This window comes from Herbiconiux sp. J20-20 (genome assembly GCF_057365085.1).
Genome location: NZ_CP195122.1, coordinates 1782000 through 1803741 on the forward strand (window position 1 = coordinate 1782000; position 21742 = coordinate 1803741).

Below are 21742 nucleotides of genomic sequence, written 5' to 3' on the forward strand. Positions count from 1 at the left end.
ACATGACGTGGCGGGTGGGACAAGCGTCCTAGGCGAGTTCGACCAGGTCGCGGAACGGGTCCAGTTGCGGATCGGCCGGATCCAGGTCGGTGACCAGCAGATCGACGGACTCCCAGGCGAGCGAGCGCGCGAGGGCGCGGCGGCCCAGCTTGGCGGCATCGGCCAGCACGATCGTGCGCTCCGCGTTCGCGCGGAACGCCGACTTCAGCTGGGCCTCCGTGAGAGAAACCTCGCTCGGGCCGAACTCCGCGTCGACGCCGCTCGCGGAGGTGAAGAAGACCGAGTAGCTCATGCTCGCGGCGGCAAGCACGGCGACCGGGCCGACGAAGCTGCCGGTGCGCTCCTCGAGCTCGCCGCCGATCAGCACCGAGTGCACGCCCGGTCGACGGCGCGCGGTCGCGGCGTTCTCCAGCGAGTTGGTGGCGATGAGCAGGTCGCGCGCCTCGACGAGCGAGATGAGCGCGTTGCTGGTCGTGGAGGCGTCGAAGGCGGCCGCGCCGTCCAGCGGCACCAGGTCGATCGCCTTCTTCGCGATGATCGCCTTCGCGCCGGCCCGGGCCGTCGCGCGGGCGCCGAACGGCTCCGGCAGCAGCGGGGCGACGGCGCCGCCGCGCACCCGTCGCACGACGCCCTCCGCCTCGAGATCGGCCAGGTCGCGCCGCACGGTCATCGCCGAGACGCGCAGGAGTTCGGCCGCGGACTCGAGGCGGATCGCGCCGTCCTGCGCCAGCAGTTCGCGCAGCCGGGCTCGACGTTCGCTTGCGAGCAGTGGGGTCGACATGCGCATCAGCGTACGCGGCGGTCGGGACCTCGGGGAGATTCCGCACTTGACAGCCCGTCGACCTGTGCCGTAGTTTCACTGAAACAAGAGATGGTTCATTGAACCAACTCGATCCAGGAGAACTCGCGGACCGTGTGGTCCCGACAACGGCAATGGCGCCCCGGCTTTGGCGGCGCCCCAGTAAGGACGGCGATGAGCAAGGCGGGGCCCTACGAGGGCGTTACTTCGGCCGAGGCGAGCATGGAGCGCGCGATGGAGGCCGGCGGCGGCATCCTGCGCCTGGCACCGGCATGGGTGCCGCGATCGTTCTGCACGCCCGCCCAGCGACTGCGACTGCACCCCGATGACTACTTCCCGCTGGGCAAGGACCGCGGCGGAATCGACGAGCGCTGGTTCGCGAGCGCGATCCGCGCCGAGAACGGACCACTGACCGACCCCTTCGAGGGCCTCAGCCTCGTCGTCGGCGCCGACGACGAGGTGATCCCCTTCGACGAGTTCATCGACTACTTCAAAGGTCAGGCCATCGGCGGGCTCTGGGACAAGTTCGGCAAGTGGCCGATGTACTCCAAGTTCTTCGACAACCAGTACCCGCTTCCCTTCCACGTGCACCAGAAGGATGAGCACGCGGCCCTCGTCGGCAAGATGGGCAAGCCCGAGGCGTACTACTTCCCGCCGCAGCTGAACAACCACGGCGGCATGTTCCCGTACACCTTCTTCGGCTTCCACCCCGAGACCACGCGCGAGCAGGTCATGGACAAGCTCGAGGGCTTCCTCCGCGGCGGCGACAACCGCATCACCGAGCTCTCGGTCGCCTACCGGATCACCCCGGGCACCGGCTGGGACGTCCCGCCGGGAGTTCTGCACGCCCCGGCGAGCATGTGCACTTACGAGCCGCAGGCCGCGAGCGACGTCTTCGCGATGGCGGAGTCGTGGTCGAACAATCGCGAGGTGCCCGACGAGCTTCTCTGGAAGGACATCCCCGCCGACAAGGTGGGCGACCTCGACTTCGTGCTCGAGATCCTCGACTGGAACCTCAACGTCGATCCGGAGTTCTGGAGCCACCGCTTCAGCCCGCCGCTCGAGACCTCGGCCAGCGCCGAAGCCGGCGGTGCGCAGTACGTCGAGAAGTGGATCACCTACCGCTCCGACGCCTTCAGCGCGAAGGAGCTGACGGTCAAGCCGGGCGAGACGGTCACCGTCGACGACCGCGATCCCTACGGTTTCATCGCCGTCGACGGCCGCGGCGAGATCAACGGTCAGACGGTCGAGGCGATCTCGTCGATCCGCTACGGCCAGCTCTCGCACGACGAGTACTACGTCACCGGATCCGCGGTGAACAACGGGGTGACGATCCGCAACACCTCGAGGAGCGCCGACCTGGTTCTGCTGAAGCACTTCGGTCCCGGCAACAGCGAACTCGCGGCCGACACCGGCGCCGTGGCCTCGGAGCGGGCGTGAGCGACGAGCCCGCGACGGTGTTCGGCCGCGCGCGCGACGAGGTCGCGCGCCGGGTCGGCGTGCTGTCGCAGGTAGCCCGCATCGATCACCTCGTCGAGGCCGAGGGCTCGGCGCGCGGCGCCCGGCGGATCCGCCTGGTCACCGGCGGCGGCCTGGAGGTCGAGCTTCACCCCGACCGTGCGCTCGACCTCGGTCAGGTGACGTTCCGGGGCGTGCCGATCGCCTGGATGTCGCCGACCGGGATGGCATCCCCGGAGCGCTACGAAGCGCAGGGCACGGGCTGGCTGCGGACCTTCGGCGGCGGGCTGCTCGCGACCTGCGGGCTCGACAGCTTCGGACCGAGCACCGACGACGGCGGACGCGAGTTCCCCATGCACGGGCGCATCGGCACCATGTCGAGCACGGTGACCAGGGCAGAGGTGACGGGTGACGAGCTCGTCGTCACCGCGACGGTGCGACAGGCCGGAGTGTTCACCGAGAACCTCGTGCTCGAGCGCACCTGGTCGGCTGATGTGGGCGGCACGACGCTTCGGCTGCGCGACACCGTGCGCAATGAGGGACTCGCCGACGAAGGCCACATGGTGCTGTACCACGTGAACGTCGGCTGGCCGCTTCTCGACGAGCGCGCGACGCTCGGGATCCCGTCGCGAGAGGTGGCCCCGCGCGACAAGGACGCGCGCTCCGGTGCGGGTCGGTGGGATCAGATCGAACAGCCCCAGGCGGGCTATCGCGAGCAGGTGTTCGGACACGACTTCCGCGACCGGGGAACCGCCGTGGTGTCGATCGACAACCCGGAGATCGACACGCGTTTCGAGCTCCGCTTCGACACCGAGACGCTCCCTGCGCTTCACCAGTGGAAGATGAGTGGTGAGGGCCACTACGTCATGGGACTCGAGCCCGTGAACGTCAACAGCTTCACGGGGCGCGCGGGAACCCGCGCCGCCGGAGCGCTGCCCGTGCTCAAGCGCGGCGACTCCGTCTCGTACGCGCTCGACTTCGTCTTCGGGCCCTCGGAAGGAGCCGACTCATGAGCGCCGCCCTGCAGATGACGGGCATCACCAAGACGTTCCCCGGAATCCGCGCCCTCAGCGATGTCGATCTCGCGGTCGCCGGTGGCGAGGTCCACGCGATCGTCGGAGAGAACGGCGCGGGGAAATCCACCCTGATGAAGATCCTCGCGGGCGTGTATCAGCCCGACGGAGGCGAGATCCGACTCGCCGGCGAGCCGGTGCGGATCAACGGGCCGATCGACGCCGGTCGCCGCGGCATCGCGATGGTCTACCAGGAGCTCAACCTCGTCCCCGATCTGACGGTCGCCGAGAACATCTCCCTCGGCGACGTCCCGTCGCGATTCGGGATCGTGGACCGGAAGGCGCTGCGTGCGCGCGCCGAGCGCGTGCTCGACGAACTCGACGCGCGCGTGCGCCCGGATGACCTCGTCGGATCGCTGTCGGTGAGTCAGCAGCAGATGGTCGAGATCGCGAAGTCGTACGCGCGCTCGCCGAAGATCATCGTGCTCGACGAGCCGACCTCCTCGCTGTCGGAGAACGAGGCCCAGTCGCTGTTCCGCGTCGTCGCCCGCATGAAGGAGGCCGGCATCGCGGTCATCTACATCTCGCACCGTCTGCGCGAGGTCACCGAGCTCGCCGACCAGGTCACCGTGCTGCGCGACGGCCGGCTGATTGAGACCCGCCCGGCCGCGGGCATCAGCGCCGCCGACATGATCCGCCTGATGGTCGGCCGCGACCTCACCGAGGTGTTCCCGAAGCGCGAGGTGCCGATCGGCGACACCGTGCTCGAGGTCCGCGGACTCAGCCGCGTCGGCGAGTTCGACGACGTCGACCTGACGGTTCGGGCAGGCGAGATCGTCGGACTGGCGGGCATCGTCGGCGCCGGACGCACCGAGGTCGCCCGTGCCATCTTCGGCCTCGACCGCGCCGACAGTGGCACGATCGAGGTCAACGGGGTTCCCGTGAGCGGGCACACCCCGCGGGCGGGCCGCGATGCGGGCATCGCCTACGTTCCCGAGGACCGCAAGCGCGACGGCATCATTCCGCAACTCACCGTCAAGGACAACGTGACGCTCGCCTCGCTCGGCAGCGTCTCGACCGCCGGCTGGATCAACTCCGCTGTCGAGCGCCGCGTCGCCACCGAGAAGGCGACCGAGCTCACCGTCTCGCCGCCGGTCATCGACCGCCGGGTCGACACCTACAGCGGGGGAAACCAGCAGAAGGTGGTGTTCGCCAAGTGGCTCGCCACGAAGCCGCGGGTTCTGATCCTCGACGAGCCGACCCGCGGGGTCGACGTCGGGGCGAAGGCCGACATCCACAAGATCATCGGGGAGCTCGCGGCGCAGGGCACCGCGATCCTCATGATCTCGTCCGAGCTTCCGGAGGTGCTCGCCGTGAGTGACCGCATCTACGTGCTGCACGAGGGTCGCATCTCGGCCGAGCTCCCGCGCGGAGCGAGCGAGCACGACGTCATGCATGCCGCAACCGGGGAGGTGGCCGCATGAGCGCCCCCATCACCACCGCGTCGGTGCACGACCGGGTGATCCGCGAGAACCCGATCGTCCGCTACGGGACGACCCTCGCGATGCCCTTCGGCATTCTGATCCTGCTGATCGTCGGCACCGTGCTGAGCGACCGATTCCTGTCGATCGGCAACCTCACGAACGTGCTGATCAACATGTCGATCGTCGGCATCATCGTCGTCGGCATGACGTTCGTGTTCGTCAGTCGCGGCATGGCCGATCTCTCGGTGCCCGCGACCGTCGCCGTCGGCGGGATCCTCGTGCTCATGCTCGACGACGTGATCGGCACGTGGCCCGCTGCGGTGGTCGGCGTCCTCGTCGCCAGCATCGCGGGCGTCGTCAACGGCATCCTGATCGGCTACGCCGGCCTCAACCCGGTCATCACGACCCTCGCGAGCGGGACGATCGTGCTCGGCATCGCGCAGGCGTTCGTCGGCGGGGTCATCGTCTACGGGCAGGACACGGCGGCGAAGGAGTTCCTCACCGGGCGACTGTTCGGCGTGGTCCCCGTGATCGTGCTGGTGTTCCTCGCCGTCGCGGTGCTCGGTCATCTCGCGCTCTCGCGCTCGGTGTTCGGCCGCTGGACGTACGCGGTCGGCAGCAACCCGCACGCGACCGAGGCGAGCGCCGTGCCGATCCGGCTCGTGAAGGCGGGGGCGTTCGTGCTGACCGCCACGCTGGCCGGCTTCAGCGGCGTGCTTCTCGGCATCTCCCTGCAGGCCGCGCGACCCGCGATCGGCGCGGGCTACGAGTTCGACGCGATCACCGCCGTCGTTGTCGGCGGCGTCAGCCTCCTCGGCGGCTCGGGCAGCGTGCCCCGCGCCATCGGCGGTCTGCTCTTCGTCCAGCTGCTCAACAACATCCTCATCCTGCAGGGCGTCCCGTCGGAGCCGCAGGGAATGGTGAAGGGCGCGCTCATCGCGGGCGCCGTTGCCCTCGATGTGTACCTCCGACGCCGAGGAGGCCGAGAATGAACGCCGTCCGCCGCGCCTTCGACAGCGATCTCTTCCTGGGGATCGTCCGCTACCGCGTCGCGATCATCCTGGTCGCCACCGTCGCGATCTCCGCCTCGCTCGTGCCCGGAATCCTCGAGTTCCGCGCGCTGAGCCTGAGCCTCGACCGGGTCGGCACCACCGCGCTCGTCGCGGTCGGGGTCACCCTCGTGCTGATCGCGGGCAAGCTCGACCTCTCGGGCGGCGCGATCCTCGCGCTCTCCGGCATCACCGCGATCGGGCTCCAGGCCGAGCTCGGCCAGATCCCCGCCGCGATCGTCGGCGTCGGCGTCGGCATCGCGGCCGGAATCGTCAACGGCTACCTGGTCGTGGTGCTCCGGATCAACTCCCTCGTCGCGACCCTCGCGTCGATGCTGTTCTTCCGCGCGCTGTGCCACTTCATCACCGAGTCGCGCCCGGTGAGCGGACTCGATCCGCTGTTCGGCTTGGCGGTGTCGCGGCCGATCGAGGGCACCTTCACGCTCCGGGCGATCGTGTTCGTGCTGGCGCTCGTGCTGCTGCACCTCTGGCTGACGCGCGCCGTCGCCGGACGCAACCTGTTCGCGGTCGGCAGCAACCCGGTCTCTGCCGAGGCGAGCGGCATTCGATCCAACGCCTACGTGTTCGGCACGTTCGTGTTCGCCGGCACGATGGCGGGGGTTGCGGGCGTGATCCAGAGCCTGAGCGTGAACACCGGCTCGCCCGTCTTCGGCGAGTCGACGTCGCTGCTGGCGATCGCCGCCGTCGTCATCGGCGGAACGCGCCTCGAGGGCGGGCGAGGCTCCGCGCTCGGGACGCTCGGCGGACTCCTCGTGATCGCGGTGCTCACCACCGCGATGGAGTTCTCGAACGTCCCCGCCTACATCCAGAACATCGTCACAGGAGTCATCCTCCTGCTGCTGATCCTGCTCGACCGATTCGTGTCGGGCAAGCGAAGCCGGGACCTTTCGCTGCGTGCGCTGCTGCACGCGGTGCGTGGTTCCCGGCACACCACCGAGAACGAGAGGACCCTTGCATCATGAGGAAGTTTGCATTGATTGGCGGCACCGCGGCCGCCGCCCTTGCACTGGCCGGCTGTGCCACCGGCACCGCCACCGGCGACGCGGCATCGATGGACATCTGCTACATCACGGCGGCTGAGTCGCACGCCTACGCGACCCCGGCCAACGACGCGTTCGACGCGGCGGCCGTCGCCGCGGGGGCGACCGTCAACCGTCTGTCGCAGGAGTTCGATGTGCAGACCGGCGCCGACCAGCTCACCACCTGTGTGAGCCAGGGCGTCGACGGCATCGTGCTGTGGCCGCTTGACCCGCAGGCCTACATCCCCGGCATGATCGCCGCGCAGGATGCGGGCATCCCGCTCATCATCATCAACTCGCCGATGGACCCCGAGGCGGAGGCGTACTACGAGTCGTTCACCGGGCCCGACGTGTACGAAGAGGGTGTGCTCGCGGCGGACGCACTCAATGAGGCGCTCGGCGGCTCGGGTGACGTCGTCATCATCGCCGGCCAGGCCGGCAACGGCACCACGATCGGACGCACCGACGGCTTCACCGAGCAGCTCGCGGCGATCGGCTCCGGCATCGAGGTGCTGCAGGTGGTCAACGCCGACTTCGACCAGCAGAAGGCGCTCGAGGCGAGCCGCGACCTGCTGACCCGCTTCGGCGACGACATCGCCGGCGTGTACGCGAACGACGACACCATGGCGCTCGGCTTCATCGACGCCTGGACCGAGTCGGGCCGCGACATCGCGGACATCCCGCCGATCGTCGGCATCAACGGGCAGGTGCAGGCCTTCGATCTGATCCGCGAGGGTCAGTACTTCGCCACGATCGTGCAGTCGCCGGTCGAGGATGGCAAGCTCGCGGCCGAGACGATCGTGAAGCTCATCCAGGGCGAGTCGGTCGACAAGCGTCTGCCGATCCCGCTCACGGTGGTCACCGCGGACAACGTCGAAGACGTCGAGCCGGCGTTCTGATCCGACTCGGTTCGGCTCAGAACTGACTGAGTGCGCGGCCCGTCCCTTCGGGGGCGGGCCGCGTTCTGCCGTGCCGGGTCAGGCGCTCTCGCGCACCACGAGTTCGGGCTGCAGCACGACGTGGTTGCGCGCCGGCGCCGTGGCCGAGGGACGGCTGAGCAGATCCATGATCATGTCGACGGCCGTGCGGCCCAGTGCCTTGCGAGGCTGGCGCACCGTGGTGAGGGGCACGTCGGCGACCTCGGACCAGGCGAGGTCGTCGTAGCCGACGATGGCGATGTCCTGCGGCACGCGGATGCCGTTGCGCACCAGTCCGTGCTGCAGGCCGAGCGCGAGCATGTCATTGGCGCAGACCACGGCGGCGGGACGGTTCGCGGGGGCCCGCTCGGCCAGCCGGTCGGCCGCGGCGGCGCCCGCCTCGATGGTCCACGAGTCCGCGGCCATCAGCTCGAGCTCGACGTCGGTCCGGGACGTGAGCGCATCGCGCGCCCCCGCCAGGCGAGTTCGCACTTTCTGCGACTTCTCCGGGTGACCGAGGAATGCGATCCGGCGGTGTCCGCGATCGAGAAGATGCTGCATCGCCAGCTGACCGCCGCGGAAGTCGTCGACCACGACCGACCAGCACTCGCGGTCGTCGCCGACGCGGTCGACGAACACCATCGGCACTCCGCGGTCCTTCAGCATCGCGAGGCGCGAACTCTTCTCATCGACGGGGGCGATGATGATGCCCTGCACCCGCGACTGCACGAGCAGGTCGAGGTTGTGGTTCTCGCGCACGGGGTCGTAGCCGCTGTTGCAGAAGATCACGCCGGCACCGAGCTCGGTGCAGCGCTCCTCGGCGCCGAGCGCGACATCGACGAAGAACGGGTTGTCGAGGTTGGCGATGGAGAGCCCTAGTGTTCGCACTCGTCCGGGGCGGAACTGGCGCGAGCCCTGGCGGGGAACGAAGTCGAGCTCACGGATCGCGGCGAGCACCCGCTCGCGCGTCTCGGCGTTGACGTACGACGGGCGGTTCAGGACATTGCTGACCGTCCCGGCCGAGACGCCAGCCAGGGCGGCGACATCTTTGATCGTCGCCATTGCTCTCCTGACTCTTCAGCCGCTCACCGCGGTTCGTTCAATGAACCACATTACTCGGCAGAGCGTCTTCGCCGGCGATGGCGCGAGTCCAGGTTTATCGGCGGGAGCGCAGCGCGCCCAGTTGATCCTCGAGGTGGAACACCTCGCGCAGCCGCGGTGCGCCCTGGTCGGGGCGCGCGCCGGGGAGCGCGACGAAGAAGTCGGCGGCCTCGGCTTCCCAGGCAGCCGTCCGCGGATCGACAGCCAACCGCCGGGCCGACTCCGCGTCGTCGTCCGTCTCGTAGTACCCGATCAGCAGGCCGTCCTCGCGGAGGAACAGCGAGTAGTTGCGTCGGCCCGAGTCGGCGATCGCGCGCAGCATGTCGGGCCAGACCGCCTCGTGGCGAGTGACGTACTCGTCGAGGCGGTCCGGCTTGACCTGCAGCTGGAAGCAGACCCGCTCCATGGGGCTCAGGCGCCCCAGCCGGCCTGGGTTCCGCCGACGCGGTCGTCGGCGATCTTCTGCTGGTAGCCGGAGGCGGCGTAGGCGGCCATCGGGTCGGCGGGCAGGCCGCGCGACTCGCGCCAGGCGGCGAGGTCGGCGCGCACGTCGGTGTAGAAGGCATCCATCAGGATTCCGTTGGCACCCAGCACGTCGCCCGCATTCTGTGCGGCCGTCAGCGCCTGGGTGTCGACGAGCAGCGCACGCGCGGTCATCTCCTGCACGTTGAGCACGCTGCGGATCTGCCCGGGCACCTTGTCTTCGACGTTGTGGCACTGGTCGAGCATGAAGGCGACGTCGGAGTCCTTGCCGTAGCCGCCGCCGCGCACCACCTCGACGAGGATGCGGAACAGCTGGAACGGATCGGCCGAGCCCACGATGAGGTCGTCGTCGGCGTAGAACCGCGAGTTGAAGTCGAAGGAGCCGAGCTTTCCGAGGCGCAGCAGCTGCATCACGATGAACTCGATGTTGGTGCTCGGCGCGTGGTGGCCGGTGTCGAGGCACACCGTGGCGCGGTCGCCGAGCGCCGCGACCTGGGCGTAGCTCGTTCCCCAGTCCGGAACGTCCATGTGGTAGAACGCCGGCTCGAAGATCTTGTACTCGAGCACGAGACGCTGCTCTTCGCCGATCCGGTCGTAGATCGTGGCGAGCGACTCGGCGAGGCGATCTTGGCGGCCGCGCATGTCGCCCTGGCCCGGGTAGTTGGTGCCGTCCGCGAGCCAGATCTTCAGATCCTTCGACCCGGTCTGATCCATGATGTCGATGCACTCGAGGTGGTGGTCGATCGCCATCTGGCGCACCGACTTGTCGACGTGGGTGAGCGAGCCGAACTTGTAGGCGTCGTCCTGGAAGGTGTTGGAGTTGATGGTGCCGAGCTTGACGCCGTGGTCCTCGGCGAAACGACGCAGGGCGGCGAAGTCATCGACCTTGTCCCACGGGATGTGCAGCGCGACGCTCGGCGCGAGGGCGGTCAGCTCGTTGACCTTGGCCGCGTCGGCGATCTTCTCCTCCGGCGTGCGCGGGGTGCCCGGGGTCGCGAAGACTTTGAAGCGGGTGCCGGAGTTGCCGAACGCCCAGGAGGGCAGTTCGATGGCCTGCTCGGCGAGGCGGTCGGAGATGTCGGCGAAAGAAGTCATGAGCTGTTCCTGAGGTCGAGGCGGCGGTGACTCGCGCGAGTGAGCGTCGCGTTCGTGAATCGATTCAAAGACTGACGTTACTTGATCGCCTCGCAACGGTCAAGCGTGCGCGCGCGTGTGGTGCCGAACCGCGCGAGACGTGTACGCTGAGCGGGTTGAAACGTCTCAATAGGAGCAATGATGCTAGAGCGCTGGACCCGTCAACTCGTCGACCACGTACGACTGCACAGTGAGCAGATGACGCGCGAACCCGCGGGCCATCTGACCCACAAGTACATCGTTCCGTGCAGCCCCGACTCTCCGTACTACACCGACGCGCTCTGGGACTGGGACTCCTGGGCGGCGAGCATCGTGCTCGGGCAGGTCGAAGCCGAGACCGATCAGGTCGGCCGCTTCTTCGAGTACGAGGCGGGCAGCATCCGCAACTTCCTCGACCAGACGGACGACGACGGGGTGATGCCCATGCAGTTGCGCCCCGACACCCGGTTGTCGCACGGCGACCCGAGCCGCGCGGGAGGGTTCTCGCAGAACATGCACAAGCCGGTGCTCGCCCAGCACGCGGCACTGCTGTCGCGGCGTCAGAAGAGCGCCGAATGGATCCGTCCCGACCTCGACAAGATCGGCCGGTTCCTCGGGCGCTACCTCGAAAGCCACGTGCACGCCGAGACGGGGCTCGCCTATTGGCAGACCGACCTCGCGATCGGCGTCGACAACGATCCGTCGGTGTACTTCCGGCCCGACAAGAGCACGGCGGCCATCTACCTGAACAGCCTGCTCTACCGCGAGCTGCTCGCCTACGGCTACCTGCTGGAAGAGCTCGGCATGATGCCGGAGGCGAACACCTGGCGCGGCAAGGCCCAGGATCTCGCCGACGCCATCAACACCTTCTGCTGGGACGAGCGCGACGGCACCTACTACAGCGCCGACCTCGCGCTGCGAGCCATCGACCCGGAGGACTGGCTGCATCGAGGCGCCCCGCGTGCCTGGTCGTCGCTGCTTCTGCGCATCGACAACTGGTCGAGCTTCCTGCCGATGTGGGCGGGGCTTGCCAGCCAGGAGCAGGCCGAGCGCATGCTCGAACGCTACCTGGATTCGCGCACCTTCAACGCGACCTACGGCGTGCGCACCCTCTCCCGACTCGAGAAGATGTACGACCTGCGCGCCTCGAATAACCCCTCGAACTGGCTCGGGCCGGTGTGGGGCATGAGCAACTACATGGTGTTCCGCGGACTCGTGAAGTACGGCTTCACCGCCGAAGCGGTCGAACTGGCGGAGAAGACCGTTCGGCTGTTCGGGCAGGATCTCGACACCAACGGCTCGCTGCACGAGTACTACCACCCGGACAACGGCGAGCCGATCATGACCAAGGGCTTCCAGAACTGGAACTTCCTGGTGCTGCAGATGATCGCCTACCTCGAGGGCCGCGAGGTCGTCGGCGAGTTCTAGGCGCCGGTCGGCTACGCCGCGCGCGAGGCGGGCACGCGGTGCTCGGCGCGGCCGTGGCCGAGCTCGATGTCGGACTGCCCGGGCAGGCTGAGCACGGCGGTCGCCCCCACCGGAACGATCGTCTCGACGATCAGGTCACCGGCCTCGATGCGCCACGCGATCGCGGCCTCGCCGTAGGGGGTGCGGTGGCGCGCGCTCGCCGAGTCGAGACCGCCGCCCGGTCGCGGTGCGAAGCGGATGCGGCGGTAGCCCGGCTCGGCCGGAGCCAGACCGGCGACCGTCTGGTGCATCCAGTCGGCGACGGCGCCGAGCGCGTAGTGGTTGAAGGAGGTCATCGTGCCGGGGTTGACGGTGCCATCGGGCAGCATCGAGTCCCAGCGCTCCCACACCGTCGTCGCCCCCATGTCGATCTGGTAGAGCCAACTCGGGCACTCGCGCTCGAGCACGAGATCGTAGGCCGAGTCGACGTGACCGGTGGCGGTCAGAGCGTGCGAGACGAGGGGCGTGCCGACGAATCCCGTCGAGATGCGATTGCCCGCGGCCGCGACGAGCTCGGCGAGCCGATCGCCGGCTCGCGACATCAGCAGGTCGTCGTCGAGCAGCTCGAAGGCGATCGCGACCGCGTACGCGGTCTGCGTGTCGCTCGTCATCCGTCCGTGCGGGAGCACGTAGGCCTTGCGGAACGCGGCACGGATCTCGGCGGCGAGGCGACGGTAGTGCGTTGCCTCATGCTTGCGGTCGATGGCGTCGCAGAACTCGGCGAGCTGCGCGGTCGACTTGGCGAAGTACGCGGTCGCAACCAAGTACTTGTCGGTCTTCGAATCCGAAGGGTCATGCGGCGGCGCATCCGGGTCGAGCCAGTCGCCGAGCTGGAAGCCCTGGCGCCACAGGCGGTCATCGCCGGCGAGGCGCTCCAGCAGATCGACCCAGCGCATCGCGCTCGAGGCCTGCGTGCGGAGCAGGCCGGCATCCGCGAACCGCTCGTAGAGCGTCCACGGCGTGAGCACCGCGACGTCGCCCCAGGCGGCACCCGGTCGGATCGGCGTCCACATGTTGTGCGAGGGGATGACCGGCACGTACCAGGGCACCGTGCCGTCGGGAAGCTGCTCGACCTCCACATCGCGCAGCCACCCGCCGAGCATGCCGGAGACGTCGAAGAGGAAGCTCGCGGTGGGGGCGAAGACCTGGATGTCGCCGGTCCACCCGATGCGCTCGTCGCGCTGGGGGCAGTCGGTGGGAATGTCGACGAAGTTGCCGCGCATGCCCCAGACGATGTTGCGGTGCAGCTGGTTGAGCGCGGGGTCGGAGCTCTCGAACCACCCGGTGCGCTCGAGGTCGGTGTGGTAGACCCGCGCCACCACATCGCCCGCCTCGACGGCCGCATCGAGGTCGCCGGGCCAGCCGTCGATCTGCACGTAGCGGAAGCCGTGGAAGGTGAAGCGCGGCTCCCACTCCTCGCCCTCGGCGTGGCCGGCGAGCGTGTAGTGGTCGGCCGAGCGCGCGTCGCGCAGCGGCCGGGTGTACAGCTCGCCGTGCTGCAGCACCTCGGCGGTGTGCAGGCTCACGGTGTCGCCGGCCTTTCCGGTCACCCGGATGCGCACGCGGCCGACGAGGTTCTGCCCGAAGTCGAGGATCCGGGCGCCGCTGGGCGATGTCAGAACTTCGACCGGCAGCACCTCCTCGGTGCATCGCACCGGCGGTCCGGTCGGCGCGACGAGCGTGCGCGGGTCGCGTTCGTGCACGGCGACGGGCGTCCAGCGCGCATCGTCGAAGCCGGGCCGCGACCAGCCGTCGAGCTCGGCGCGGGCGTCGTAGTCCTCGCCGTCGTAGAGGCCGCTGCGAAGGATCGGGCTCTCGTGGGCTCGCCAGCTCGCATCGGTGGCGACCACCTCGCGGCGACCGTCGGCGTAGCGCAGCTCGAGCTGGCCGAGAAACGAGAGGTCGTGCCCGTAGATGTTGTGGAAGCCGCCGCGCCAGCCGAGGCGCCCGCGGTACCAGCCGTCGCCGAGCCACGCTCCGATGGCGTTGGCACCCGGCTTCACCAGTTCGGTCACGTCGTAGGTGTAGTAGCGCAGCCGCTGTCCGTAGACGGTCCAGCCGGGGGAGAGGGCGTCGTCTCCGACGCGCGCCCCGTTGACTTCGGCCTCGTAGACGCCGTGGGCCGTCGAGTACAGTCGCGCCGCCACCAGGTCATCGCCGACGGTGAACTCGCGCCGCACCAGGGAGGGGCGACGCCGGTCGAGGTCGGCGTCTTCGCGCCAGGCCCCGCCGACCGGACGGGCGATCCAATCGCTCGGCTCGAGCAGGCCGACCTCAAGCTCGGTGGCCTCGCTCCAGTCGCTCACCGACCCGTCGACGCCGGTGACGCGAACCCGCACCCGCGCGCTCTCGCGTGACCCCAAGGGCCCCCCGGGCCACGGAACGAGGATCTGCTCGGAGCCTTCGATCACGTGGATCGAGCTGGAATCACCGTGGGTGATCTCGAGCTCGGCGGACGCCTGGCTCCAGCCGGTCGCGGCGGTGGTCGTCCACGAGACGCGCGGCCGCGATTCGCCGATCCCGAACGGCACGCGGTGGTGCTCGATCGTCGGCGCGGTCGTCGTGGCCGCCATTGGTCCACCCCTCGGTAATGACACGTTTCAACGCATGTTACATGACCGCGGGCGGCCAGGTTGACACGTTTCAACCGGTCAACCAGTATGGAGGGGACCCCGTGCTCGGTCGAGCACGTCGACTCCGCCGCCCCGTTCAAAGGTGAACCCACCGTGCCGATCTACCGTCCCGGCCACTGGCTGAATGACACCAACCGCCCCGATTGGTGCGGCGCCTCCGCCGCCGGTCGCTTCGTCGTTCCCTTCGGCGGCGGACGGTTCGACCGGCACTTCCACGACGAGGACGAGCTCTGGTTCATCGCCGACGGAAAGGCGAAGATCTTCGCGCAGGGCGCCGAGCACTACGTGCAGGCCGGCGACATCGTTCTCACCCGGGCCGACGACGAGCACGACGTCGTCGAGGTCTACGAAGAGCTGCGCGGGTTCTTCGTCGAGACCGGGCACCCGGCCGGGGGCCGATACGGGCACCTGCACCGCTCCGCCGCCGACGCTGCGGGTCACGACGTGCCTGCGCTGCCGGTGCCCGCCGACTTCCCCGCGCGATGAGGATCCTCCTCACCGGCGCCGAGGGTCGACTCGGCCGGGTCGCCGCGCGCCAGCTGATCGATGCCGGTCACACCGTCGCCGGCATCGATCTCGTGCCCTCGCTCGAGACGGGAACGACGAGGGTCGATCTCACTGACTACGGCGACGTGGTCGACGCCGTGCACGGCATCCGCGATCGGCACGACGGCATCGACGCGGTCGTGCATCTCGGAGCCATCTCGATGACCGGGCTCGCCTCCGACGAGCAGACCTTCCGTCGCAACTTCATGTCGACGTACAACGTCTTCCAGGCCTGCGCTCGCGCCGAGGTCTCGACGATCGTGTTCGCCTCGAGCATCGTCACGGCAGGAGTCCCCTTCGCCGTGCCGCCGTCGTACCTGCCGATCGACGAAGCGGTCGCCGCGCGTCCCGAGTCGAGCTACGCCCTCGCGAAGCACCTCGAAGAAGAGCTCGCGGCGCAGTACGCTCGCTGGCATCCGGAGTGGAGTGTCGTCGCGCTGCGCTTCTCGAACGTGCTCACGGAGGAGCACATCGCCCGTTTCGCCGAGCACGAGAACGATCCCGAGCTTCGCCGCGCCGTGCTGTGGGGGTACATCGACGTGCGCGATGCCGCCCGCGCGATCGTCCGCGCGATCGAGGTGCGCCCGCCCGGATTCGAGGCCGTGCTCATCGCCCAGCCGGAGACCACGATGCAGACCCCGACCACGGACCTGGTCGACCGCTTTTTTCCGGGCGTCGAGCTTCGCGCCGACATCTCCGGTCACCAGGGCCTGGTCTCGACGCGCAAGGCCGCAGAGCTCCTGGGCTTCCGCGCGGTCGAGACCTGGCGGGCCGACCCCGCCTCCCCCGAGCCCTCGGGCTCGACACCCTTCCCCCCGCCCTCCAAGAACGGAATGCTGAACGAATGAGAATCGCTGTCACCGGATCCAACGGCAAGCTCGGTCGCGCGACCGTCGAACGACTTCGCGCCGACGGGCACGAGGTGATCGGCTTCGACCTGGCCGGCACGCCGGGTGTCGGGTTCACGCGCGTCGAACTGCTCGACTACGGGCAGATCCTCGATGCCCTGATGGGAGTAACGGCGCGCCACGACGGGGTCGACGCCCTGGTGCACCTGGCCGCAATCCCGGTCAATGGCCTCGTGCCCGACGTGACCACCTTCCACAACAACCTCACCGTGTCGTTCAACGTGCTGTTCGCGGCCCAGCGCGTCGGCATCCGGCGCATCGTCACGGCCTCGAGCATCACCGCGATGGGCTTTCCCTTCGAGGTCGCCCCGCCGGCGCTGCCCGTCGATGAGACGCATCAGGCCTCGTTCAACACCTACGGCTTGGTCAAGGTGCTCGAGGAGACGATGGCCACGCAGTTCGAGCAGTGGCACCCCGATCTGTCGCTGACGGCGCTGCGCTTCACCAACGTGGTGGCACCGGATGAGTACGACACCTTCGCGCGCGCCGGCGAGCCGACCTACCGGCGCGACCTGATCGGCTCGTACATCGACTCGCGTGATGGCGCCCAGGCGGTCGCGCGGGCGCTCGAGGCGAACCTGCCCGGCTTCGAGGTGTTCAACGTCGCGGCGCCGGACTCGGGGAACTCGACGCCGACGGCCGAGCTGGCGGCGCGCTGGTTCCCCGGGACTCCGATCACTCGCGAGCTCGGCGAGTACGAGTCGCTCATGTCGACGCACAAGGCGCAGGAGCTTCTGGGCTTCCGTGCCGAGCATCTCTGGCGCGAGGAGTACGCGAAGTAGCGGCTCCCGCGTCACACGCCGCGGTCGATGCGGAGCATGTGCGCGTGCTGGGTCGGTGACGTCGCCGGCAGGCGCACGTGCAGACCGTCGGCCTCGACCCGGAAGTCGAGCGCGCCCGCGCCCATGAGGGTCACGCCGAGCACACGGCCATCGCCCGGCTCCCACGAGCGCAGCACGCACTCGCCGTTCTCGGGCCACTCCAGCAGCGTCGCGTAGACGCGCGAACCCGCGGCGGTGTAGCGCACGTCCTCGGGGGAGTAGTCGAGGTCTCCCTCGTTGTAGCCCGTGACCTCGTTGAAGCCGCGCGTGGCGGCGAGCGCGGTCGGTCCCTCGCCGTACACACGCCACGGGCGGGTGCCGTAGATGCCCTCGCCGCACACGGCGAGCCAGGCGCCGACGACGTCGAGCAGCTCGCGAGCGTGCTCGTCGACCGTCCCGTCGGCGAGCTGCGGGATGTTCAGCAGCAGGGTGCCGTTCTTGCTGACCACGTCGACGAGAGTGCGGATCACCTGCCGAGGCGACTTGCGGGCATGGAAGAAGTCGCCCTCGCCCGCGCAGTCGAACCACTCCCCGTCGCTGGTGTCGAACTGCCACGGCGAGCGCTCGATCTGGGAGAGCTGCCGACGCTCGGCATCCAGCACCAGCACCCCTTCATCGATCTCGGGCACGGTCTTCACGGTGACCATTCCGCCGTGGCGTGCCGCCGCGGCGTTGAAGTAGTCGGCCATGAAGCGGAGCGCCTCGGCGGGGCCGGGCTCGGCCGGGTGCTCGGTGCCGGCGTCGAAAGGCAGCCGCTGGTCGTCGAAGTAGATCGCATCCGGGTCGAAGCGCTCGGTCGCCTCGCGAACCATGCGGTAGAACCGCTGCACCCATTCGCGGCTCGGGACGGACTGCGGCAGCCTCGGCGGCAGGTACAGGTCATGCGGATCGAGCCCCTCCCACCAGAGGCCGGCGCCGTCGGCGGCGGTCAGGCGGCCGTCGTTCGGAATGCCGGTCTCCGGATTCACGGTGTGGGCCACGTCCAGCCAGTTCCAGCTCCAGTTGTTGTGGAAGCTCACCCCGAACGGCAGCCCGGCGTTCCGTGCCGCTCGCTCCCACTCCGCGACGACGTCGCGGCCGGGTCCGATCCGGGCGGCGTTCCAGGGCTGCTCGGCCGAGTCCCAGAGCGCGAAGTTGTCGCAGTGCACGCCCATCGACATGAAGTACTTGGCCCCGCTGCGGACGTAGAGCTCGATGAGCTCGTCGGCGTCGAAGCGCTCGGCGCGCCAGAGCGGCAGCAGATCCTTGTATCCCACGACATCCGGGGTTCCGAAGTTCTCGAGGTGGTGCGCGTACTGGTGGCGAGGTCGGCGGGTCTCCCAGTCGGCGAGCGCGGCATTGGGCCCGTAGAGGTGGCGGGCGTACCAGTCGCCGGAGCGCGCGACCGATTGCGGGCCCCAGTGCGCCCAGATCCCGAACTTCGCGTCACGGAACCACTCGGGGGTGCGGTGCTGGCGCAGGGACTCCCAGTCGGCGGTGTAGGTCATGTCGGCTCCTTCGGGGATGACAGGTCGGTGAGATCGAGCGGTGAGCTCAAGGTGGCGGGTTCGGACAGGCTGCTCGCGGGAGGGGGTGTGCCGCGCAGACGTCGCCAACGACGAGACGCGACGGCGACGAGTCGCTCGCGCTCGGCGCGCGCGTACCAGCTCAGGCCGATGGCGCATGCGGCGGCGGGGAGCACGCATCCGAGGCCGAGCGCGACGCGCGGACCGAGTTCGTTGGCGACGATGCCGATGATCGGGGCGCCGAGGGGCGTCCCCGCGGCGAGCACGGCCATGTGGATCGACATCACGCGGCCGCGCAGCGCGGGCGCCGTGACCGTCTGCACGTAGCTGTTGGCGGTCGTGAAGGTCGTGACGCCCGCGAGCCCGATGAGGATCGTCATGAGCGCGAATGCCCAGAGCGTCGGCATGAGCGAGGCGACGAGCGCCGCCGCCCCCATCGCGGCGCCCCCTACCACGATCATCCGGATCCGAGCCCGCTCGCGGGCGGCGGCGAGCAGTGCTCCGGCGAGGGAGCCGATCGCCATGATCGAGGTGAGCACGCCGAACTCTCGGGGCGTGGCGCCGAGCTCGACGGCGATCGTCGAGGCGAAGAGCGCGAAGTTCATTCCGAAGGTGCCGAGCAGGAACAGCATCACCACGACGATCCGAAGATCAGGGCGGCGGGCGATGTAGCGAAATCCGGCGAACATGTCGCCGCGCCGGCGGGGGAGCCGCGGCACCGACACGAGTTCGGAGCGCCGCATGCAGGCGAAGGCGACGACGAGGGGGAGGAACGTGGCCGCGTTGATGATGAAGACCCAGCCCGTTCCGACCGCGGCGATGACGAGGCCCGCGACCGCGGGTCCGACGAGGCGCGCGGCGTGCTGCGAGGCGAGGTTCAGCGAGACGGCGTTGCTGATCTCGGCCTCCTGGACGAGATCGGAGACGATCGTGTTGCGCGCGGGCGAGTCGAGCCCGTTCACGATGCCGAAAGCGAAGGCGAAGGCCCAGAAGTGCCACAGCTCGGCGTGGCCCGACGCCAGCAGCGCGCCGATCAAGAGGGTCAGCGTCATCATGGCGAGGTGCGTTGCGATGAGGAGGCGGCGGCGTTCGACCCGGTCGGCGATCAGTCCGCCGAGGGGCACGAGCAGGATCTGCGGGCCGAGCTGCAGCGTCATCGTGATTCCGACGGCGACGGCATCGTTGGCCGTCAGTTCGGTGAGCACGACCCAGCTCTGTGCGGTGGCCTGCATCCAGGCGCCGACGTTGGAGACGATCGCGGTGAAGAACCACAGCCGAAAGTTGTGGGTCGCGAGCGAGCGGAAGGTGCGCTTCACGATGGAACCCGCCTCGCCGTCGACATGGTTGCTTAGCGTAACTCATTAGAGTTGCTAAGCAAATGCGCCGCGAGGTGCTGCTACTCGGTCGCGAGGCGCCCGATGATCGCCGCCGCCGCCGCGAGCGTCTCGCGTTCGTCTGCGGAGAGCTCGCGCATGCGCGAGGTCAACCAGGCGTCGCGCTTGGCGATCGTCTCGCGCACGAGCTCGGCGCCCGGGGCCGTGATGACGATGTTCGAGCGGCGACGATCCACCGTGTCGGCTTCGCGTCGCAGCAGCCCGAGTTCCTCGAGGGAGTTGACGGTGCGGTTCATGGACGGCGGCGAGACTCGCTCCCGCTCGGCGAGCGCGGACAGGGTGTGCGGCCCGAAGCGGTTCAGAACGGCGAGCGCGCCGAACTGCGAATCGCTCACCGCGTCATCGGCGTTCTCCAGTCGCAGGCGACGCGCGAGGCGAAAGACCGCCATTCGGACGTCGCTGCTCTGTTCTGCGATCGAGGCGGCCATGACGGAAGCGTAGCTTCGAGCGCGCTTGACCACCGGAATCCCCGTTGCCCGCGTCAATTCGCCACCCCGGCTTGCATATCTATGCCCATGTGAGTGAATATGTCTGTGGGCGTCTCTACGGAACCCCCAACGTGCGCGAGATTCGGCGAGGTCGAAGTCCGCACGTCGGATGAAACGTCTCAACCGCACCGCACTTCAAGGAGGAATTGTGTTCACTGCATTCACGACGCGACCGGCTGGCCGGTCGGTCCTGACCACCGCGCTGGTCGGCCTCACCGCCGTCGCGCTGGTCGGCTGCGCTGGCGGCGGATCCGCTGACAGCGACGGCTACGGAAACTTCGACTACCTGGCCCCCAACGAGAACGCGATCATTCGTGACGCGATCACCACACTGAGCGCGAACGAGTGCGCGGCCGCCAACGAGGCGATGCCGCTCGAGATCGAGACGCTCCCGCAGGCCGACGTCAACCAGCGTCTGGTGCTGCTGGCGAGCCAGAACTCGCTGCCGACGACCTTCATCGCCCCCACCGCCGAGCTCCGCCCCGGCGGCGTGCTCGGTGACGACGAGACCGTCATCAACCTCGAAGAGAAGCTGACCGAACTGGGCGTGATGGACAGCATCCTGCCCGCCGCCGTCTCGACCGTGAAGAACATCTACGGCGGCCGCTTCGTGTCGATGCCGTACCAGTTCAACATCGAGGGCATCTTCTACAACAAGGCGATGTTCGCCGACCTCGGCCTTGAGGAGCCGCAGACCTGGAGCGAGCTGATGGCCGCCGCGGACGCGATCGAAGCCAGCGGCAAGCAGGCCTTCACGATCCCCGGCTCGCAGTCGTGGCTCATCACGCGCCACATCGGCAACTACATCTTCCGCGACCTCGGTCCGGATGCGCTCATCAAGGTGGCCAACGGCGACGCCAAGCTCACCGACCCGGAGTACGTGGCGGCGCTCGAGGCCGTGCAGGCGATCGGCGGCTACCTCGGCGAGGGCTGGTCGACGATGGATCTGCAGACCTCGGTCTCGCAGCTGCTGACCGGCGAGGTCGGGATGATGTACAACGGCTCCTGGATGCTGGCCGACATCAACAACCCCGAGATCAACCAGCTCGGTGCCGACGCGATCGGCTTCATGCCGTTCCCCGGCGTCACCGGTGGTGCGGGCTCGATCGACCAGTACCCGGCCAACGCCGGCGCGGCGACGGCGTTCTCGACCGACAAGTACAACGAGGGCGTCGACGCCTGGCTGACCTGCATCACCGAGAACTACGGCTCGAGCGTGATGAACGAGCAGGGCGTCATCTCCGGCTTCGCGCTCAACCAGCCGGTGGACGAGGTGCCGCCGCTGACCGGCCAGGTGCAGGACATCATGGCCGAGGTGACCGAGACGGTGACCTGGTTCGAGCTCGCCTTCCAGCCGCGCGCGGCTGCCGCGGCCGGTGAGAACGCGGTTCCGTTCATGTCCGGCTCGATGTCGGCGGCGGACTTCGCGGCCACCATCCAGGCCGCGGTCGAAGCAGAGATGTAATCCCCGTCGGTCTCGGGTGGTGGGCGCCGTTGTCGGCCCCACCACCCGAGACCGCGGA

The 21742-nt window shown here is 68.9% G+C and carries 19 protein-coding genes; 11 read left to right on the forward strand and 8 right to left on the reverse strand.

Translation table 11 applies throughout. The annotated features are described in order from the left end of the window. Nucleotides 1–28 precede the first annotated feature (28 nt). A complete protein-coding gene (locus ACR3ZA_RS08605; RefSeq protein ID WP_473661559.1) occupies nucleotides 29–781 on the reverse strand; it encodes a DeoR family transcriptional regulator in 753 nt (250 codons plus the stop codon). Nucleotides 782–973: 192 nt separating this feature from the next. Here ACR3ZA_RS08605 and ACR3ZA_RS08610 point away from each other — a divergent pair, with 192 nt between their 5' ends. The 6 genes from ACR3ZA_RS08610 to ACR3ZA_RS08635 are packed head-to-tail and all read left to right on the forward strand — an operon-like array spanning nucleotide 974 to nucleotide 7742. Continuing rightward, a complete protein-coding gene (locus ACR3ZA_RS08610) occupies nucleotides 974–2239 on the forward strand; it encodes a hypothetical protein (protein ID WP_473661560.1) in 1266 nt (421 codons plus the stop codon). Continuing rightward, nucleotides 2236–3270: a DUF4432 family protein gene (locus tag ACR3ZA_RS08615; protein WP_473661561.1), complete on the forward strand. Its 1035-nt coding sequence runs from the start codon at nucleotides 2236–2238 to the stop codon at nucleotides 3268–3270. The genes ACR3ZA_RS08610 and ACR3ZA_RS08615 overlap by 4 nt, the downstream gene beginning before the upstream one ends. Then, on the forward strand, nucleotides 3267–4754 hold the full coding sequence (locus tag ACR3ZA_RS08620; RefSeq protein ID WP_473661562.1) for an ATP-binding cassette domain-containing protein: 1488 nt from the start codon (nucleotides 3267–3269) through the stop codon (nucleotides 4752–4754). Before ACR3ZA_RS08615 ends, ACR3ZA_RS08620 begins: the two co-directional genes overlap by 4 nt. Then, nucleotides 4751–5746, forward strand: coding sequence for an ABC transporter permease subunit (locus ACR3ZA_RS08625; protein ID WP_473661563.1), 996 nt, complete (start codon nucleotides 4751–4753; stop codon nucleotides 5744–5746). The genes ACR3ZA_RS08620 and ACR3ZA_RS08625 overlap by 4 nt, the downstream gene beginning before the upstream one ends. Further along, a complete protein-coding gene (locus tag ACR3ZA_RS08630) occupies nucleotides 5743–6786 on the forward strand; it encodes an ABC transporter permease subunit (protein ID WP_473661564.1) in 1044 nt (347 codons plus the stop codon). The genes ACR3ZA_RS08625 and ACR3ZA_RS08630 overlap by 4 nt, the downstream gene beginning before the upstream one ends. Continuing rightward, nucleotides 6783–7742 (forward strand): substrate-binding domain-containing protein, encoded by a 960-nt coding sequence (locus tag ACR3ZA_RS08635; RefSeq protein WP_473661565.1) that lies wholly within the window; start codon nucleotides 6783–6785, stop codon nucleotides 7740–7742. The genes ACR3ZA_RS08630 and ACR3ZA_RS08635 overlap by 4 nt, the downstream gene beginning before the upstream one ends. A gap of 78 nt (nucleotides 7743–7820) precedes the next feature. Here the strand turns inward: ACR3ZA_RS08635 and ACR3ZA_RS08640 are convergent, their stop codons facing one another. The 3 genes from ACR3ZA_RS08640 to rhaI all read right to left on the reverse strand — a co-directional run bounded on the left by ACR3ZA_RS08640 (nucleotide 7821) and on the right by rhaI (nucleotide 10439). Beyond that, nucleotides 7821–8822, reverse strand: a complete 1002-nt coding sequence (locus ACR3ZA_RS08640; protein WP_473661566.1) for a substrate-binding domain-containing protein — start codon at nucleotides 8820–8822, stop codon at nucleotides 7821–7823. 94 nt (nucleotides 8823–8916) lie between these two features. Next, complete coding sequence (locus ACR3ZA_RS08645; protein ID WP_473661567.1) at nucleotides 8917–9267, reverse strand: L-rhamnose mutarotase; 351 nt, start codon at nucleotides 9265–9267, stop codon at nucleotides 8917–8919. A gap of 5 nt (nucleotides 9268–9272) precedes the next feature. Next, nucleotides 9273–10439, reverse strand: a complete 1167-nt coding sequence (gene rhaI / locus ACR3ZA_RS08650) for an L-rhamnose isomerase (protein WP_473661568.1) — start codon at nucleotides 10437–10439, stop codon at nucleotides 9273–9275. 237 nt (nucleotides 10440–10676) lie between these two features. On the opposite strand from rhaI, the gene ACR3ZA_RS08655 reads away from it, so the two are divergent. Further along, complete coding sequence (locus ACR3ZA_RS08655) at nucleotides 10677–11885, forward strand: MGH1-like glycoside hydrolase domain-containing protein (protein ID WP_473661569.1); 1209 nt, start codon at nucleotides 10677–10679, stop codon at nucleotides 11883–11885. A gap of 11 nt (nucleotides 11886–11896) precedes the next feature. Here ACR3ZA_RS08655 and ACR3ZA_RS08660 read toward each other — a convergent pair whose 3' ends face one another. Continuing rightward, the gene (locus ACR3ZA_RS08660; protein WP_473661570.1) at nucleotides 11897–14497 is read right to left on the reverse strand and encodes a family 78 glycoside hydrolase catalytic domain; all 2601 of its coding nucleotides are present in this window, start codon (nucleotides 14495–14497) and stop codon (nucleotides 11897–11899) included. A 153-nt stretch (nucleotides 14498–14650) separates the two neighbouring features. Here ACR3ZA_RS08660 and ACR3ZA_RS08665 point away from each other — a divergent pair, with 153 nt between their 5' ends. The 3 genes from ACR3ZA_RS08665 to ACR3ZA_RS08675 are packed head-to-tail and all read left to right on the forward strand — an operon-like array spanning nucleotide 14651 to nucleotide 16793. Beyond that, nucleotides 14651–15043, forward strand: a complete 393-nt coding sequence (locus ACR3ZA_RS08665) for an AraC family ligand binding domain-containing protein (RefSeq protein WP_473661571.1) — start codon at nucleotides 14651–14653, stop codon at nucleotides 15041–15043. After that, on the forward strand, nucleotides 15040–15951 hold the full coding sequence (locus ACR3ZA_RS08670; RefSeq protein ID WP_473661572.1) for an NAD-dependent epimerase/dehydratase family protein: 912 nt from the start codon (nucleotides 15040–15042) through the stop codon (nucleotides 15949–15951). The genes ACR3ZA_RS08665 and ACR3ZA_RS08670 overlap by 4 nt, the downstream gene beginning before the upstream one ends. Then, a complete protein-coding gene (locus ACR3ZA_RS08675; RefSeq protein WP_473661573.1) occupies nucleotides 15948–16793 on the forward strand; it encodes an NAD-dependent epimerase/dehydratase family protein in 846 nt (281 codons plus the stop codon). Before ACR3ZA_RS08670 ends, ACR3ZA_RS08675 begins: the two co-directional genes overlap by 4 nt. An 11-nt stretch (nucleotides 16794–16804) precedes the next feature. Here ACR3ZA_RS08675 and ACR3ZA_RS08680 read toward each other — a convergent pair whose 3' ends face one another. The 3 genes from ACR3ZA_RS08680 to ACR3ZA_RS08690 all read right to left on the reverse strand — a co-directional run bounded on the left by ACR3ZA_RS08680 (nucleotide 16805) and on the right by ACR3ZA_RS08690 (nucleotide 20159). Next, complete coding sequence (locus ACR3ZA_RS08680) at nucleotides 16805–18319, reverse strand: alpha-L-fucosidase (RefSeq protein WP_473661574.1); 1515 nt, start codon at nucleotides 18317–18319, stop codon at nucleotides 16805–16807. Next, nucleotides 18316–19653: an MFS transporter gene (locus tag ACR3ZA_RS08685; protein WP_473661575.1), complete on the reverse strand. Its 1338-nt coding sequence runs from the start codon at nucleotides 19651–19653 to the stop codon at nucleotides 18316–18318. Before ACR3ZA_RS08685 ends, ACR3ZA_RS08680 begins: the two co-directional genes overlap by 4 nt. An 80-nt stretch (nucleotides 19654–19733) precedes the next feature. Continuing rightward, on the reverse strand, nucleotides 19734–20159 hold the full coding sequence (locus ACR3ZA_RS08690) for a MarR family transcriptional regulator (RefSeq protein WP_473661576.1): 426 nt from the start codon (nucleotides 20157–20159) through the stop codon (nucleotides 19734–19736). Between the two features lie 208 nt (nucleotides 20160–20367). Here ACR3ZA_RS08690 and ACR3ZA_RS08695 point away from each other — a divergent pair, with 208 nt between their 5' ends. Then, nucleotides 20368–21684 carry an extracellular solute-binding protein gene (locus ACR3ZA_RS08695; RefSeq protein WP_473661577.1) on the forward strand — a complete coding sequence of 439 codons (1317 nt, stop codon included), beginning with the start codon at nucleotides 20368–20370 and terminating at the stop codon, nucleotides 21682–21684. Nucleotides 21685–21742 lie beyond the last annotated feature (58 nt).

Coding starts and splice junctions, on each gene's coding strand:
- ACR3ZA_RS08640 (WP_473661566.1), bottom strand. CDS start 8,822: ATGGCGACGATCAAAGATGTCGCCGCCCTGGCTGGCGTCTCGGCCGGG.
- ACR3ZA_RS08620 (WP_473661562.1), top strand. CDS start 3,267: ATGAGCGCCGCCCTGCAGATGACGGGCATCACCAAGACGTTCCCCGGA.
- ACR3ZA_RS08625 (WP_473661563.1), top strand. CDS start 4,751: ATGAGCGCCCCCATCACCACCGCGTCGGTGCACGACCGGGTGATCCGC.
- ACR3ZA_RS08635 (WP_473661565.1), top strand. CDS start 6,783: ATGAGGAAGTTTGCATTGATTGGCGGCACCGCGGCCGCCGCCCTTGCA.
- ACR3ZA_RS08670 (WP_473661572.1), top strand. CDS start 15,040: ATGAGGATCCTCCTCACCGGCGCCGAGGGTCGACTCGGCCGGGTCGCC.
- rhaI (WP_473661568.1), bottom strand. CDS start 10,439: ATGACTTCTTTCGCCGACATCTCCGACCGCCTCGCCGAGCAGGCCATC.
- ACR3ZA_RS08660 (WP_473661570.1), bottom strand. CDS start 14,497: ATGGCGGCCACGACGACCGCGCCGACGATCGAGCACCACCGCGTGCCG.
- ACR3ZA_RS08655 (WP_473661569.1), top strand. CDS start 10,677: ATGACGCGCGAACCCGCGGGCCATCTGACCCACAAGTACATCGTTCCG.
- ACR3ZA_RS08645 (WP_473661567.1), bottom strand. CDS start 9,267: ATGGAGCGGGTCTGCTTCCAGCTGCAGGTCAAGCCGGACCGCCTCGAC.
- ACR3ZA_RS08680 (WP_473661574.1), bottom strand. CDS start 18,319: ATGACCTACACCGCCGACTGGGAGTCCCTGCGCCAGCACCGCACCCCC.
- ACR3ZA_RS08690 (WP_473661576.1), bottom strand. CDS start 20,159: ATGGCCGCCTCGATCGCAGAACAGAGCAGCGACGTCCGAATGGCGGTC.
- ACR3ZA_RS08630 (WP_473661564.1), top strand. CDS start 5,743: ATGAACGCCGTCCGCCGCGCCTTCGACAGCGATCTCTTCCTGGGGATC.
- ACR3ZA_RS08675 (WP_473661573.1), top strand. CDS start 15,948: ATGAGAATCGCTGTCACCGGATCCAACGGCAAGCTCGGTCGCGCGACC.
- ACR3ZA_RS08605 (WP_473661559.1), bottom strand. CDS start 781: ATGTCGACCCCACTGCTCGCAAGCGAACGTCGAGCCCGGCTGCGCGAA.
- ACR3ZA_RS08610 (WP_473661560.1), top strand. CDS start 974: ATGAGCAAGGCGGGGCCCTACGAGGGCGTTACTTCGGCCGAGGCGAGC.